Annotated in this window: 11 protein-coding genes; 6 read left to right on the forward strand and 5 right to left on the reverse strand. The window is 71.9% G+C overall.

The genetic code is table 11. The features are described 5' to 3' along the window. The 3 genes from NBZ83_RS05635 to NBZ83_RS05645 all read left to right on the forward strand — a co-directional run. Window positions 1-261: hypothetical protein (locus NBZ83_RS05635; RefSeq protein ID WP_261569939.1), on the forward strand; the 261-nt coding region annotated here is incomplete at its 5' end. Window positions 262-1,401: 1,140 nt separating this feature from the next. Beyond that, the gene (mftE, locus tag NBZ83_RS05640) at window positions 1,402-2,136 is read left to right on the forward strand and encodes a mycofactocin biosynthesis peptidyl-dipeptidase MftE (RefSeq protein WP_261569950.1); all 735 of its coding nucleotides are present in this window, start codon (window positions 1,402-1,404) and stop codon (window positions 2,134-2,136) included. A gap of 5 nt (window positions 2,137-2,141) precedes the next feature. Next, window positions 2,142-2,948, forward strand: a complete 807-nt coding sequence (locus NBZ83_RS05645; RefSeq protein ID WP_261569940.1) for a mycofactocin-coupled SDR family oxidoreductase — start codon at window positions 2,142-2,144, stop codon at window positions 2,946-2,948. Between the two features lie 87 nt (window positions 2,949-3,035). Here NBZ83_RS05645 and NBZ83_RS05650 read toward each other — a convergent pair whose 3' ends face one another. The 3 genes from NBZ83_RS05650 to NBZ83_RS05660 all read right to left on the reverse strand — a co-directional run bounded on the left by NBZ83_RS05650 (window position 3,036) and on the right by NBZ83_RS05660 (window position 6,006). Next, on the reverse strand, window positions 3,036-4,064 hold the full coding sequence (locus NBZ83_RS05650) for an ROK family protein (RefSeq protein WP_261569941.1): 1,029 nt from the start codon (window positions 4,062-4,064) through the stop codon (window positions 3,036-3,038). Window positions 4,065-4,245: 181 nt separating this feature from the next. Continuing rightward, window positions 4,246-5,208, reverse strand: a complete 963-nt coding sequence (locus NBZ83_RS05655; RefSeq protein ID WP_261569942.1) for an electron transfer flavoprotein subunit alpha/FixB family protein — start codon at window positions 5,206-5,208, stop codon at window positions 4,246-4,248. Window positions 5,209-5,220: 12 nt separating this feature from the next. Beyond that, complete coding sequence (locus NBZ83_RS05660; RefSeq protein ID WP_261569943.1) at window positions 5,221-6,006, reverse strand: electron transfer flavoprotein subunit beta/FixA family protein; 786 nt, start codon at window positions 6,004-6,006, stop codon at window positions 5,221-5,223. Between the two features lie 544 nt (window positions 6,007-6,550). On the opposite strand from NBZ83_RS05660, the gene NBZ83_RS05665 reads away from it, so the two are divergent. Beyond that, window positions 6,551-7,924 (forward strand): NsdA family TPR-like regulatory protein, encoded by a 1,374-nt coding sequence (locus tag NBZ83_RS05665; RefSeq protein ID WP_261569944.1) that lies wholly within the window; start codon window positions 6,551-6,553, stop codon window positions 7,922-7,924. A gap of 118 nt (window positions 7,925-8,042) precedes the next feature. Beyond that, window positions 8,043-9,116 carry an endonuclease/exonuclease/phosphatase family protein gene (locus NBZ83_RS05670; RefSeq protein WP_261569945.1) on the forward strand — a complete coding sequence of 358 codons (1,074 nt, stop codon included), beginning with the start codon at window positions 8,043-8,045 and terminating at the stop codon, window positions 9,114-9,116. A 3-nt stretch (window positions 9,117-9,119) separates the two neighbouring features. Here NBZ83_RS05670 and NBZ83_RS05675 read toward each other — a convergent pair whose 3' ends face one another. Beyond that, window positions 9,120-9,896 carry an enoyl-CoA hydratase/isomerase family protein gene (locus NBZ83_RS05675; protein ID WP_261569946.1) on the reverse strand — a complete coding sequence of 259 codons (777 nt, stop codon included), beginning with the start codon at window positions 9,894-9,896 and terminating at the stop codon, window positions 9,120-9,122. A 285-nt stretch (window positions 9,897-10,181) separates the two neighbouring features. Here NBZ83_RS05675 and glgX point away from each other — a divergent pair, with 285 nt between their 5' ends. Continuing rightward, a complete protein-coding gene (gene glgX, locus NBZ83_RS05680) occupies window positions 10,182-12,464 on the forward strand; it encodes a glycogen debranching protein GlgX (RefSeq protein ID WP_261574472.1) in 2,283 nt (760 codons plus the stop codon). Window positions 12,465-12,513: 49 nt separating this feature from the next. Here glgX and glgP read toward each other — a convergent pair whose 3' ends face one another. After that, window positions 12,514-15,078: an alpha-glucan family phosphorylase gene (gene glgP / locus NBZ83_RS05685; RefSeq protein WP_261569948.1), complete on the reverse strand. Its 2,565-nt coding sequence runs from the start codon at window positions 15,076-15,078 to the stop codon at window positions 12,514-12,516. Window positions 15,079-15,119 lie beyond the last annotated feature (41 nt).

Below are 15,119 nucleotides of genomic sequence, written 5' to 3' on the forward strand. Positions count from 1 at the left end.
ATCACCAGCCATCCCCCACACCCCGAAAAACCAGGGTTAAGAAGAACAACCAGCCAGGCCATGAACGAGGTAAAACAATTGGCACTGACAATCGGCACGCTGTTGAGTTCTCAAGGAGCAGGCGCTACCAGCTTTTTGCCCTTTCGGGCTTCGCTCTGGTGCTTCTTTAACTTACCGGCCTCTTCGTTCGGTGTCAAATCGCTTCGTTTTGAGCGAAATGACCCTCTTCGAACAGGTAGTGCATTTTGTGGCGCACTCTAGACAATCCGCCTTGCGGTGATTGGCCCGAGCGATGTTTCTATGTTACGAGCTTTGGCTGGTTTGTGTCAAATCGCTCCGGCTTTCGATGATTTCCACCGAGCTGCCGGCGATTGCCACTTTCACACCTTATCGCACCGTCCGCGGCCCGTTTCCTCGGGGGGTCTGTGCCCCCTCGGAGGAGATTTGGTCCTGCGCGACATCAAGCTCTTTGCAGAGCTCATTGGGCGACGAAGGAGAACTATACACGAGGAGAGCCACCGTAGGCGAACCCAGGGGCATAACTTTCTGGCACCGCCGATTAACGGTGCGCTAGCCCTCGTCCCTGCCCCAGGGGCCGGGACGGTTCCTGGCCTGCGGAGCCGCGTCTACTGACGCCGACCGCCGGTCTGATGCCGTCTGTCCTGGTCAACGCATCACGCCCCGACCAGGTTCCCAGCCTGCCGGCTCTCGCCGTCGGCTGGTCCTGAGCTAGATGGTTCCCGCATCGCCACAGCCCAAACCTCGTCGCGCACATCGACGTCGATCGGTACTCCGGCCACGGGCGGGATCGGGCCGCTCGGCGGAGACGGGTCCCCCAGCCCGGTCGGGACACCCTGGAGCCGGCCGGCGCATCGGGGTGCCACGAGACGCGCCGAGACAGCGTTCCAGTCGCATCCCGATGCCGAGCCCCAACACACCGGTCGACCGTGGGTGACCCCGCATGCTGGGATGGAATCCGATGCGAGTGCCATGTCTCGATCGCCCGGATCTCGTCGGCAGCCAGACCTGGCCGAGTCGGGCCAGGGGGCGGATCTCCGACCCAGGAGGCGGATCTCCGGCCAGGTGTCCGACTCTCCGGCCTCGGATCGAGGACACGGGACCGCCCAAGCAGGCTCTGACCAGGCGATGGCGGTGCTTCGCCAGCCGGGGCCGGGTCGCGGGTGCAGGGCTCCCCTCCGCGTCCCGATCGGATGCCACCGGCGTTCCGGCCGGCGAGGGACGCCCCACGCCGGGCGCCTGGCAGGACAAGGCGTCAGCCGGATGGCCGCGGATGCGCCGCGCCGTGTCCGGAGGCAAGGCGCAGGACTCGCAGGACTCGCAGGACGCAGGACTCGCAGGGCGGGACGGCTGCGGGTCTGGCAGAGGAGGAACACGGTGTCGATGCTCGGCCGGGCCACCTGGCGGGAGCTCATGAACGATCGCCCTCTACTGGTGCTGCCCCTGGGCAGCACCGAGCAGCATGGACCGCACCTCCCGCTCGACACCGACACCCGGGTCGCGTCCGCCGTCGCCCGCGGTCTCGCCGACCGGCTGGACCCCGTGCTCCTCGGGCCGGCCATGCCGTATGGGGCCAGCGGGGAGCACGCCGGGTTCCCCGGCACGGTCTCCCTGGGCACACAGGTGCTCGAGCGGGTGATCGTCGAGCTCGTCCGCTCGGTCGATGACACAGCCCGCGCCGTCATGGTGGTCAACGGACACGGCGGGAACGTCGCCGCCCTGATGTCGGCGCGACGGATCCTGGCCAGCGAGGGTCGCCCGGTGCATCTATGGGCCCCGACCACGGCCCTGGCCCGGATCGCGGGCATCCCCACGGCGGACCGCGACCTGCACGCAGGTCGCACGGAGACCTCGCTGCTGCTGCACCTGGCGCCGGACCTGGTGCGGCTGGACCTGGCGGTGGCCGGCCCCAGTCCGTCGCTCGACGAGCTCGTCGCCCAAGGCGTCGCCGCGCTCAGCCCCACCGGAGTACTGGGAGATCCGGCGGGCGCATCGGCGGCTGAGGGCGCCCGACTGCTCGATGCCTACGTCGACGACGCCGTCGAGCGACTGCTGAGCTGGGCGCGGCGCCAGGGCATCACACCCCCCGCGGCGCGGTCCGCGGGCCGACCCGCATGACCCGCATGACCCGCGGCAATGGCGGCGCGACCTCGTCGTCGGCACCCGTCGCCCTGATCACCGGGGCGGCCCGCGGCCTCGGTGCCGCGGTCGCCGACGCCCTCAACGCCGCCGGTTACCGACTCGTCCTCGCCGATCTGGCGGCGCCGGAGCCGCCGACGGCGGGCTACCCGTACGCGACCGGACGAGATCTCGACGCGGTCGCCGCCCGCTGCCGCGACGCGGTCGCGGTCCGCGCGGACGTCCGCCGGCAGGCCGACGTCGACGCGGCCGTCGCCGTCGCCGTCGAGCGCTACGGCCAGCTCGACGCAGCTGTCGCCGTCGCCGGCATCATCGCCGGCGGACCCCCGATCTGGCAGACCGACGACGACTCCTGGCAGACGCTGCTCGGCGTGAACCTCACGGGTGTGTTCCACGTCATCCGGGCGACGGTTCCGGCGCTGCTCGAGGCCCCCGCCGGCAGGTTCGTCGCGGTCTCCTCCGCGGCGGGGACCCGACCGCTGGCCCGCCTGGCCGCCTACTCCGCCAGCAAGCACGGCGTCGTCGGGCTCGTGCGCAGCCTCGCCGCGGACCTCGCCGGGACGGCGGTGACGGCGAACGTCGTCTGCCCCGGTTCGATGGACACCACGATGTTGGCCGAGTCGGCCAGGATCTACGACCTGCCCGACCCCGGGGAGTTCGCCGACCATGCCTACCTGCGCCGCCTGCTGCGACCCGAGGAGGTCGCCGCTGCGGTCGCCTTCCTCTGCTCACCCGCGGCAGGCGGGATGACCGGTTCCGTGCTGGCCGCGGACGGAGGCTTCACCGGCTGACGGATCCCAGGGGGACGGACCCCAGGGGGAAGGACCCCGGAGGGGAAGGATCGACGACCCGCACCGCGCCGAGGTGTGGGCGGTGGGTCAGTCGGGCCAGCCGTAGCGGTGCGGCGCCAGCACGAAGGCGGCGGCGCCCCGCAGCGCGATCCGGCCCGGATCGTCGCTGCGCTCGATGCGCAGCCGTTGGACGAAGGCCAAGCCGGCATGGCGCCCGAAGCCGGCGAGCAGGGCATCCCAGAAGATCGGGCCGGACTGCGCGAATCCGCCGGCCACCACAGCCACCTCCAGATCCAGCAGGCTGGCGCTGGCGGCGAGGCCCGCGCCGACGGCGGTTCCGGCCCGGGCGAGCTCCCGGCAGGCGATCTCGTCACCGGCCGCGGCCGCGGCGGCGAGGGTGTGGCCGTCAGCCGGCTGACCTGCGGCGGGAGCCCAACCGGCCGCCCGCGCCCGGTGCACCGTCCGCGGACCGGAGGCCAGGGCCTCGACGCAGCCGCGCCCGCCGCACGGGCAGTCCGGTCCGTCCACGTCCACGACGAGGTGGCCGATGTGCCCGGCGTTGCCGGAGGTGCCGTGGAAAAGCCGGTCGCCCAGCACAAGCCCGCCGCCGACGCCGGTCGAGACGGTCACCGCGAGCAGGTTGCGCACGCCGCGCCCCGCTCCGGCCCAGTGCTCACCGGCGGCGAGTGCGACGCCGTCGTTGTGGACCAGTACGGGCCGCTCGGGGAACAGCTCCCGCAGCCGGGCGCGCAGCGGGAACGCCCGCCAGGACGGGATGTTCAGCGGTGACACCACGCCCGCCGGCCATTGCATGGGGCCTGCGCACCCGCAGCCGACCCCGCCGATCGCATCCGCCGCGATCCCGGCGGATGCGAGCGCTTCCCCGACGCAGTCCCGTAGCGCGCCGAAGACCTCCTCGGCGACCCCGTCTTCACCCGGCTCGCGCCCGCCCGGTGAGACCTCGGACGGACGGTGAGCAGGCACGGGGCGACGGGCGGTCGCGCGGATGGTGCCGTCCGCGTCGACGACTGCCGCTGCGATCTTGGTGCCGCCGATGTCCACAGCCAGCGCGGGCCCGGCACCGAGGTCCCCGGTTGCGAGGCCCGATCTGGCCACTCGGTCCGAACCCTCCACTCGGCGCGATCCCTCCACTCGGCGGGTGGACGCCTGCCGCGACCGTGGCCCGGCCTCACCGTAGGGCTCAGGGGGAGGAAGGAGGAAGAGGAAACAACAACGGCCGGGCTCCAGCCTCGTCGAGGACGGGTGGAGGCCCGGCCGTGCCGGTCCGGGAAACCGATCAGCCAGCCTTGCGCTTCTCGATCGCCTCGGTGAGCTGCGGGACGACGTTGAAAAGGTCGCCGACCAGCCCGTAGTCCGCGAACTCGAAGATCGGCGCCTCGGGGTCCTTGTTGACGGCGACGATCGTCTTGGACGTCTGCATCCCGGCCCGGTGCTGGATGGCACCGGAGATGCCGACCGCGATGTAGAGCTGCGGCGACACCGTCTTGCCGGTCTGGCCGACCTGGTTCTGGTGCGGGTACCAACCGGCGTCGGTCGCGGCACGCGAGGCGCCGACGGCCGCGCCGAGGGTGTCGGCCAGCTTCTCCACCAGCGTGAAGTGCTCCGCGGCACCGAGACCACGACCACCGGAGACGACGACCTGAGCCTCGGTCAGGTCCGGCCGGCCGGACTTGGCCTCGACCACCCGATCGACGATCTTCGCACCCTTGGCGGCGTCGGAGATCGCGACGTCCACGGTCTGCTCGGCCGGCGTCGACGGCGCGGCCTCGGGAGCCGTGGAGTTCGGCCGGACGACGACCACCGGCACGCCCTTGGTGACCTTCGAGGTGACGATCGTCGAACCGCCGAAGATCCCCTGGGTGGCGACCAGGTCCGCGGACAACGCGGTGGCGTCCCAGATCAGACCGGACTCGGTCTTGGCGGCGACCCGGGCCGCGACCTCACGGGAGTCCGCGGTGGCCGCGACCAGCACCGCCACGGGCGACGCCTCGGCAACCAGCTTGGCCAGCACCTCCGCCACCGGTCCGCCGATGTAGCTCGCGATGTCGTCCGACTCCGCCACATACACCTTGGCGGCGCCGTACTGGGCGAGGTACTCCTTGGCCTTCGCGTAGGTGCCCGGGGCACCGAGGAACACCGCGGACGGCTCGCCGAGCGTGCGGGCGAGCGTCAGCAGCTCGGCGGTGACCTTCTTGGGTTCACCGTCGGCGTGCTCGACGAGTACGAGAACTTCAGCCATCGAACAAACCCCTCAGATGAGCTTCTGCGCGGCGAGGAACTCCGCGACCTTCGTTCCGCCGTCGCCCTCGTCCTTGACGATCGTCCCGCTCGAACGCGGCGGGGCGGGCTCGGACGTGACGACCGCCGAAGCGGCGCCCGCGAGGCCGACCGCGGCGCCGTCGAGCCCGGCGTCGGCGGCGGACAGCGTCGTCAGCGGCTTCTTCTTGGCCGCCATGATGCCCTTGAACGAGGGATAACGCGGCTGGTTGATCTTTTCGACGACGCCGACCACGACCGGCAGGCTCGCCTCGACGAGGGCGTAGCCGTTGTCGGCCAGCCGCTCGATCGTCACCTTGCTCGCGCCCGGGTCCACCGTGACCTTGCGGGCCTGGGTGAGCTGGGGCAGCCCGAGGCGCTCCGCCAGCAGCGCACCGATGACGCCGCCACGGGCGTCCGACGCCTCTGAAGAGGTGATGACGATGTCCGGAGACAGCGTCGAGATCACCTTCGCGAGCGCCGCGGAGGTCGCCAGCGCGTCCGACCCGTGCAGCGAGTCGTCCGTGAGGTGAACGGCCTTGTCCGCGCCCATCGACAGGGCCTTGCGGATTGTCTCGACCGCCTTGGCGGGCCCCATCGTCACGACGGTGACCTCACCCCCGTGCGCTTCCTTGATCTTCAGGGCCTCTTCGACCCCGTACTCGTCCATCTCGTTCATGACGTTGTCGACGCTCTTGCGGTCGACGGTCTTGTCCGCGGCGTCGAGCTTCTTCTCCGCCCAGGTATCGGGAACCTGCTTGACGGTAACGACGATGTTCACGCCTTGGGGCCTCCGTAGCCAACATCCGATGTCAGTGCTCTTGACATCGTCGCATCTGGGGCGCTCACACGCCCGATGATCGGCGGCGTGACGCGGACCGCACTGTGCCCCTGACCTGGACAGCCGGATCAGGACGGGTAGCGACTACGCGCCGTCACCGAGACTAGTCCGTGCGCCCCGCTGCAGCCATACCCCGCGGTGGGCGCATCACGCCCGGCCAGTTCACCACAGAGTGGGACAAGGCCCCCCTCGATGGACATCACTTTCCGGAGCATTTGTCCGACGAGTCCGATATGCACGCGCATAAGTTCCATGCAGGTGGATGTGCAGATGACTGGCCATCCGTACTCCGTGGCCTTGCCCCGGAGCCATCCCCTCCCGCCAACCAAGGACCAGAGGCATCAGTCCCGGACAGGCGTGCAATTGCGCCGGGTTGTGCACACCCTCTTCCCTTGACAGTGACCGGTCCACTACTTTCTGCCCCAGGCGGTGCGCACGGCCGAGCCACCGCAGCTTAGGTCGACCTAACTTCGACGGGGGACAGATGTCGAATACGCCGTCCGACAATTCCGCACTCGCCAACCCCTTCGCGCGTCTGCTGCGCGAAGCCGGGGTATCAGACACCAGGTTCGCCCACCAGGTGAACGCCCGTGCCCGCCAGCAGCGCCAGATCGAGCTGGGCCTCGCCAGGACGACTGTCGGTCACTGGCGCCGGGGGATGCGCCCGCGCGACCCGATGGTCGCCGAGCTGGCGGCCGCCGAGATGTCAGCCGCCCTGGGCTACCCCGTCCTGCCGGCCGACCTCGGCTGGCGCGGGGAGTCCTACCGCAACGACGACCTGGGGTTGTGCGGAGCGAACGCGCCCGTCGAGACCCTGCGCACCCTTGCCGGACTATCGGGACGAGACATGCGGCGACGTGACCTTCTGCAGGACGGATCTGCCTTCATCGCGTCCGCCTTCGCAGATCCGGTGCTCTCCAGCCTCACCGGCGTCGTCGACCGGATCGTCGGGGTGGCGACGCCGGTCGCGGGCGGCGGTGCGCTGATCCGCGACGTGACCGCCACCTTCCGCAAACTGGACGCCAAGTTCGGCAGCAGCGAGATCCGCCCCCAGGCGGTCGGCTTCCTGCACGACCAGACCAGGGCCGCCCGCGACAACCACCCGAACCCGGACCTGTTCAGCGCCCTGGCGGAGCTGACCCAGTTCTGCGGTTGGCTCGCCCAGGACAGCAATCGTGAGGCACTCGCCCAGCGCTACTACATCCAGGCCCTCAGCCTCGCCGAGCACGCAGGCGACGCCATGCTCGCCGGACGGGTGCTGACCGGCATGAGCGACCAGGCCGCTCAGCTCGGCCATCAGCGCCAGAGCCTGGCGCTGGCGCGGGCCGCGCTGCGCCGCTCGGTGAAGCACTCCACCAGCGCGGTGCAGGCCATGCTGTACGACAAGAACGCCTGGGCGTTGGCGCGCAACGGCGACGAGGCCGGATGCCGGCGCGTCCTGGACCAGATGGACGCGGCCATCGCCCGCGACGACGGCGACGGACCGCCCTGGGCCGGCCACTACAACGCCGGCGACGCCGCCGAGTGCCGCGGTCACTGCCTGCTGCTGCTGGGCCGGGCGCGGGAGGCGGAGAACAGGCTGGTGCAGGCGCGTGAGCTGCAGGGGGCGGCCCGCGCCCGCACCCGCAGCTACGCCGAGGCCGACCTGGCACTGTCCCGGCTGCTCCGGCCGGCACCGGAGCTGGAGGGCGCCCTGGAGGCGGCCCACGAGGCGGTCTCCGTCGCCGGGCAGGTCTCCTCGCAACGGATCGTGAAGAAACTGGCCGAGCTTGACGGGGCCCTCGGCGAGCACCCGACCGTCGCGGTTCGGGAATGGCGCGAGCGGGTCCGGCCGCTGCTGCAGCCCACCGCCGCGTAGCCGCGCCCCCGCCGAGCCGCGGCGGCCCGGCGCTCTCGGCGGGCCGCCGGCGGGGGTCCCCGCCAGGTCATGAGGGCCACCCACCGCTCGGGTGTCCCGGCGAGCCGGGCACTCTGGGATGGTGACAGCCGCGCAGGAGTCCGGACGCACGGCGCCGGACGGCAAGACCGCCACCGGACCGGGCGACATCCCGGTCGCCGCCCCCGAGCCCAGGGCCCGGCCCACCATCGCGATCTCCACCGTCATCGCGGTGATCGCCTGGGTGGTCGCGGCCGGCCTCGCCCTGCTCGCCCTCGGCCGGCTCGTCCACCTCGACGACGGTCTGGACTGGCCCTACTCGGCGATCAACGCCGTGACCCCACTGCTCTACCTGCCGGCCTACGCGACGCTGGCCGTGGCCTTCGCCCTGCGCCGCAACCTGCTGCTGATCCTGTCGGTCGTGCTGGTCGCCGTCCATCTGTTCTGGGCGGTCCCCGAGGTGCTCCCGGGTGGCGCCGAGGACGCGCCCCAGGGATCGGCCAGGCTGCGGATCATGTCGGCGAACCTGCTCTACCGCAACGCCCATGCCGACCGGCTCGGAGCCCAGATCCGCTCGGCCAACCCCGACGTGCTCGTCCTCGTCGAACTCTCGCCGCTGACGCTGTCCCAGGTGAACGCCTCCGGGGCACTGAGCGGCTTCCCGTACCGGGAGGTGCACCCGGACGCCGGCGCGTTCGGCGCGGCGATCTACTCCCGATTCCCGCTGCGCGACGCCGCCACCCCCAGGGTCGGCGGGTCGATGTCGCTGCGGGCCACCATCGAGGTCGACGAGAACCGCCGTTTCGTGATGTACGCGGTGCATACCATCTCGCCGACGTCCGGCACGTACACCAACCGGTGGCGCACTCAGCTCACCGCGCTGCGCCACGAGGCCCAGCACGCCACCCTGCCGGTGGTCATGGCCGGCGACTTCAACGCCACCCGCGACCACCGGCCGTTGCGCCGACTCGACAGCGCCGGGGTCCGCGACGCGCACGACGTCGTCGGCGGCGGGTGGGAACCGACGTGGAGCGCCCGCTCGGTGCTGCTGCCGCCGGTGCTGCGCATCGACCACGTGCTGGCCTCGCCCGCCTTCGCGGTCACCGGCTTCCAGGTCGGCCACGACTTCGGCAGCGATCACTTCCCCGTCATCGCCGACCTCGCCATGAGGTAGGGGTCAGCGGCCGGTGAAGTCGGCCTTGCCGGGGCCGTGGGCGATGAAGGACTCCATCCCGATCCGGCGGTCCTCGGTGGCGAACAGGCCCGCGAACAGGGCGGCCTCCAGGCGCAGGGCCTCGGCGAGGGCCAGTTCCGAACCGTCGTCGACGGCCTGCTTCGCCGCGGCCAGCGCCATCGCGGGTCCGTTCGTGTACCGCCCGGCGATCTCCCGGGCCCGCTCGTACACCTCTGCCGCGGGCACGACGACGTCGGCCAGCCCGATCTGGGCGGCCTCTTCGGCGCGCACCTGCCGGCCGCTGAAGATGAGGTCCTTGGCCCGCGCCGGGCCGATCAGCCGCGGCAGGCGCTGCGTCCCGCCGGCCCCCGGGATCACCCCGAGCAGGATCTCCGGCTGGCCGACCTTCGCGTTGTCGGCGAACACCCGGACGTCGGCGCAGAGCGCGAGCTCCAGTCCGCCGCCGAGGGCGAAGCCGGTGACCGCCGCGACCACCGGCTTCGGGATGCGGGCCACCACCTCGAAGGTCGAGTTGAGGTCGCCGACCCAGGCCGACGCCTCGGCGTACCCCATCGGCGCCATCTGCTTGATGTCCGCGCCGGCGGCGAAGACCTTCTCACCCCCGTAGATGACCACCGATCGGACCGCCGGGTTGCGGGTCGCCTCGACGGCGGCCGCCCGCAGCTCGGCGGCGACGCCGGAGTCCAGCGCGTTCATCGGCGGTCGATCCAGCCGGATGGTGCCGATTCCGCCGTCGACCTCGAGCCGCACGACGCTCATCCACGGTCCTCCCGACTTTGGCCCGTGCTGAGGAAGCCGGGCGTCCAACACCCGGCTGGCCCCGCGGACCGCGCCGGAGCCGACGGTGACCCGGCCTGGTCGTCGGACATACCAGGATGGATCGCGCCGGCCGCCCGGGTCGGGTCGTGCGGGTCGGTGGGTGGTCGGAAGTCACGATAGGCCGACCGGTGCTGATCTTCATGCGATCGCGGGGGCGAGCTCCGGGCGCAGCGGAGGTGCCCGATCGGCCGACCGGGGGCTGAGACGTCGATTAACCTCACCGGGGTGTCCGACACAGGCGGCAAACATCGCACATCCGACGTTTCTTCCCGCCCGGGCGGTGGTCCGCTCCCGGGCCAGCCCGGCCCGCTCGGGGTGCTGTGGGACGGCGCCGGGGTCAACATCGCCGTCGCCGCTCCCGGCGCGGAGGCGGTGGAGTTCTGCCTGTTCGACGACGCCGACCGGGAGACCCGCCACCGCCTGCCGGAACGCGACGGCGAAGTTTGGCATGGCTACCTGCCCGGCATCGAGCCGGGGCAACGCTACGGCCTGCGCGCGCACGGCCCGTACGATCCCGGCCGCGGCCAGCGTTACAACCCGGCGAAGCTGCTGATCGACCCGTACGCCCGGCTGCTGACCGGGGTGCTGCGGCCGGATCCGGCGATCTACGGATTCGGCGGCGGTGATCCCTACAGCTACGAGCCGGACGCCCGGGACTCCGCCCCGTTCGTGCCCCGCTGCGTCGTCGCCGGCGCGGCCCGTCGGGATGGCGCCCGGCGGCGCAGCCGGCGCCGGCACCCGGCGGACAACCGGCCCGCGATCCCGTGGTCGCGGACCGTCCTGTACGAGGCGCATGTGCGTGGCTTCACCCGCCTCCATCCGGGCCTGCCGGCGCGGCTGCGCGGCACCTACGCGGGGCTGGCCCATCCGGCCGTGATCGACCACCTGCAGCGGGTGGGCATCACCGCGCTCGAGCTGCTGCCGGTGCAGGCCTCGGTCTCCGAGCCGGCGCTACTCGAGCGCTCGAAGATCAATTACTGGGGTTACAACACCCTGGGTTTCTTCGCGCCGCACGCCGCCTACGCGGCGACCGCCGATCCGATCGGCGAGTTCCAGGCGATGGTGGCGACGCTGCACGCCGCCGGCATCGAGGTGATCCTCGACGTCGTCTACAACCACAGCGCCGAGGGCAGCGAGCGCGGCCCGACGCTGTCCCTACGCGGCCTGGACAACGCGGCCTACTACCGGGTCGAACCCACCGACCCGCGGCGCTACCGCGACGTGACCGGCTGCGGCAACACCCTGAACATGACATCGCCGCAGGTGGTGAAACTGATCTGCGACTCCCTGCGCTACTGGGTGAGCGAGATGGGCGTCGACGGCTTCCGCTTCGACCTCGCCACCGCGCTCGCCCGCAACCCCGACGCCTTCGATCCCGCCGCCGGCCTGCTGGCGGCGATCCACGCCGACCCGCTGCTGTCCTCGGTGAAGCTGATCGCCGAGCCGTGGGATGTCGGCTGGGGCGGCTACCAGGTGGGGTCGTTCCCGGCACCGTGGGCGGAGTGGAACGGGCGCTTCCGCGACACTGTCCGGGACGTGTGGAACGGCCGCACCAGCGGGGTCGCGGACCTCGGCTATCGGGTGACGGGTTCGTCCGACCTGTTCGAGCACGGGGGACGGCGGCCGTGGGCGTCGGTGAACTTCGTCACCGCCCACGACGGCTTCCCGCTGGCCGACCTGGTCTCCTACACACAGAAGCACAACGATGCCAACGGCGAGGGCAACCGGGACGGGGAATCGGACAACCGCTCGTCGAACTACGGCACGGAGGGCCCCACCGACGATCAGACGATCCTCGCCACCCGCCGCCGGGTGCGCCGCGGCCTGCTGGCCACGCTGCTGCTGTCGGCCGGGGTGCCGATGCTGCTCGCCGGCGACGAGCTGGGTCGGTCCCAGGGCGGCAACAACAACGCCTACTGCCAGGACAACCCGGTGTCCTGGCAGGCCTGGCCGGGCTCCGCGCCCCAGACCGGCCCCGACCCCGGGGCTGGCGGGCGTGACCCGGCCGGACCGGACCCGGCCCTGCTACGCCTGGTCAGCGGACTGATCTCGCTGCGCAGCCTCGAGCCGGCGCTGCGCCGTGAGGTGTTCTTCCACGGCGGTGAGTCGACCCCCGGACAGCTGGCGGACATCACCTGGTTCCGCGCCGACGGGCAGGTGATGTCCTCAGCGGACTGGAACGCGCCGAGGGTCGTCACGCTGGTCGCCCACATCGCCGCGGGCGCCGAGGCCGCGGGGAGCGCGACGGGGGCGACAGGAGCGGGGGGCGGCGGTGAGACCGTGCCGGGCCTGCTGGTCGTGATCCACCCTGACGGCGCGGACACGGCCGTCACCCTGCCCGCGGCGCCGTGGGCGCAGCGCTACGACCTGCTGCTCGACACCGCCGACGAGGACCTCGCGGGTTTCCCGGCGACCCTCGCCGACCCCCGCCGGATGCTGCCGCCCGGCACGGTCCTGCCCGTCTGCGCCCGCAGCGTCCTGCTGCTACGGGCGCATCCCCCGGCCTGATCGACCGCCGGCTACAACCGGCGACTTGCCACCACCGTGGCCGCTGCGGCTACGGGTTGGCGACGAGACCCAGCTCGGCGACGCTGGCGGTGAGGTGGTGGCGGGGCAGCACCCGCACGGTGTAGCCGAACGGACCGGTGCGGCCGAGGGGGATCGTGCCCTCGAAGCGGTGCCCGCCCTCGCCCTCGCCCTCGCCGACGAGCTGCAACGACAGCACCTCGGGGGCGAGGATCCGGTCGGTCTGGTCGATGCGCCCGAAGGAGGCGAGGACGTCGACGTCGTCGGGGGCGAGCCCGCCGAGGTCGACCGTGGCCCGCACCACCAGCGACTGGCCCACCTGGGGGGTGTCGCCGAGCCCGGCGGAGTCGACGTTGAGCACCCGCACCCTCGGCCAGGCCGCGCGCACCCGGCTCTTCCAGCCGGCGAGGTCCCGGGCGCCCGCCAGGCCGTCGGCGGCGGCGACCCGAGCGGAGACGCCGGCCGGCACGTAGTACCGCTCGACGTACTCCTGCACCATCCGGCTGGCCAGCACCTGCGGACCGAGGCTGGACAGGGTGTGCTTGACCATCGCCGTCCAGCGCCGCGGCGGGCCGTCGCCGGCATCACGGTCGTAGAACCGCGGGGCGACGGTGTTCTCCAACAGGTCGTACAGGGCGGCGGACTCGATGTCGTCGCGCCGGTCGGGGTCCTCGACGCCGTCGGCGGTGGGGATCGCCCAGCCGTTCTGGCCGTCGAACATCTCGTCCCACCAGCCGTCCCGGATGGACAGGTTGAGGCAGCCGTTGAGCGCCGCCTTCATCCCGGACGTACCGCACGCCTCCAGCGGGCGCAGCGGGTTGTTCAGCCAGACGTCCGAACCGGAGTACAGGAACCGCGCCATGCCGATGTCGTAGTCGGGCAGGAACACGATGCGCGCGCGCACGGCCGGGTCGTCGGCGAACTGGACGATCTGCTGGACGAGCTGCTTGCCGCCGTCGTCCGCGGGGTGGGCCTTGCCGGCGATCACCATCTGGATCGGCCGCTGCGGGTGCAGCAGCAGGCGGCGCAGCCGGTCGGAGTCCCGCAGCATCAGCGTGAGCCGCTTGTAGGACGGCACCCGGCGGGCGAAGCCGATGGTGAGCACGTCGGGGTCGAAGACGGACTCGACCCAGTCGAGCTCGCCGGGGGCGGCGCCGCGCTCCAGCCAGGAGGCGCGCACCCGGCGGCGAACCTCGGCGACGAGCCGTTCCCGCAGCTGGCGGCGGGTGGCCCAGATGACCTCGTCGGGCAGGGTGGAGATCTTGGCGAAGCCGGCCGCGTCGTCGGCGAGCAGGCCGGGACCGGGCTGGCGGTCGGCCAGTTCGATGACGGCCCGTGATACCCAGGTCGGGGCGTGCACGCCGTTGGTCACCGAGCCGATCGGCACCTCGGCGGAATCGAACCCGGTCCACAGGCCCGCGAACATCTCCCGGCTGACGATGCCGTGCAGCTTGCTGACGCCGTTGGAACGCTGCGCGAGGCGCAGGCCCATGTGCGCCATGTTGAACACGTTCGGGTCGGACTCGACTCCGAGTTCCAGGATCCTTTCCGCCGGCACGCCGGGCCAGGAGTTGTCCCCGCCGAAGTGGCGGGCGACGAGGTCGCGGGGGAAACGGTCGATGCCGGCGGGCACCGGGGTGTGCGTGGTGAACAGAGTGCCGGCGCGGGCGGCCTCCAGCGCCTCGTCGAAGCTGAGCCCGGTCTCGACGAGCTCGCGGATCCGCTCGAGGCCGAGGAAGCCGGCGTGGCCCTCGTTGGTGTGGTAGACCTCCGGCGTCGGCGTGCCGGTGACCGCCGCGTAGGCCCGCAGCGCCCGGACGCCGCCGATGCCCAGCAGCATCTCCTGCAGCAGCCGGTGGTCGGTACCGCCGCCGTAGAGCCGGTCGGTCACCCCCCGCTCGGCCGGCTGGTTGTCCTCGACGTCCGAGTCGAGCAGCAGCAGCGGGACCCGACCGACCTGTGCCTTCCAGATCTGCGCGTGCAGGGTGCGGCCCTCGGGCAGCCCGACGGCCACCTTCACCGGGGTGCCGGCGGCGTCGGTGAGCTGGGTCAGCGGCAGCCCGTGCGGGTCGATACCCGGGTAGCGCTCCTGCTGCCAGCCGTCGCGCGACAGCGACTGGACGAAGTAGCCGGCCCGGTACAGCAGCCCCACGCCGATGATCGGCACACCGAGGTCGCTGGCGGTCTTGAGGTGGTCGCCGGCGAGGATGCCGAGCCCGCCGGAGTACTGCGGCAGCACCTCGGTGATGCCGAACTCCGGCGAGAAGTACGCGATCGCCGCGGGCGCACCCGGCAGCTGCTGGCGCTGGTACCACAGGTCGGCCGAGAGGTAGTCCTGGAGATCGTCCGCAACGCCGGTGAGCCGACGCACGAAGCGGCGGTCCGCGGCGAGGGCGACGAGCCGGTCGTGATCGACCTCGCCGAGCAGGCGGACCGGGTCACCCTTGGTGGCCCGCCAGAGCTCGGGGTCGACCGACTCGAACAGGTCCAGCGTCTCGGGGTGCCAGGACCAGCGAAGATTCAGGACAAGTTCCCCCAGTGGAGCAAGCTGCTCGGGGAGCTGCGCACGGACGGTGAACCGTCGTAGGGCTCTCACGAAGACGTGAGCCTAGAGGAGTGCCGTTGACGTGGCCGCAC

The organism is Frankia gtarii (assembly GCF_025403375.1).
Taxonomy (GTDB): Bacteria; Actinomycetota; Actinomycetes; order Frankiales; family Frankiaceae; genus Frankia; species Frankia gtarii.

Excerpts from the sequence above, each read along its gene's own strand:
- mftE (WP_261569950.1), top strand. The coding sequence starts at position 1,402 with ATGCTCGGCCGGGCCACCTGGCGGGAGCTCATGAACGATCGCCCTCTA.
- NBZ83_RS05645 (WP_261569940.1), top strand. The coding sequence starts at position 2,142 with ATGACCCGCGGCAATGGCGGCGCGACCTCGTCGTCGGCACCCGTCGCC.
- NBZ83_RS05655 (WP_261569942.1), bottom strand. The coding sequence starts at position 5,208 with ATGGCTGAAGTTCTCGTACTCGTCGAGCACGCCGACGGTGAACCCAAG.
- NBZ83_RS05665 (WP_261569944.1), top strand. The coding sequence starts at position 6,551 with ATGTCGAATACGCCGTCCGACAATTCCGCACTCGCCAACCCCTTCGCG.
- NBZ83_RS05670 (WP_261569945.1), top strand. The coding sequence starts at position 8,043 with ATGGTGACAGCCGCGCAGGAGTCCGGACGCACGGCGCCGGACGGCAAG.
- NBZ83_RS05675 (WP_261569946.1), bottom strand. The coding sequence starts at position 9,896 with ATGAGCGTCGTGCGGCTCGAGGTCGACGGCGGAATCGGCACCATCCGG.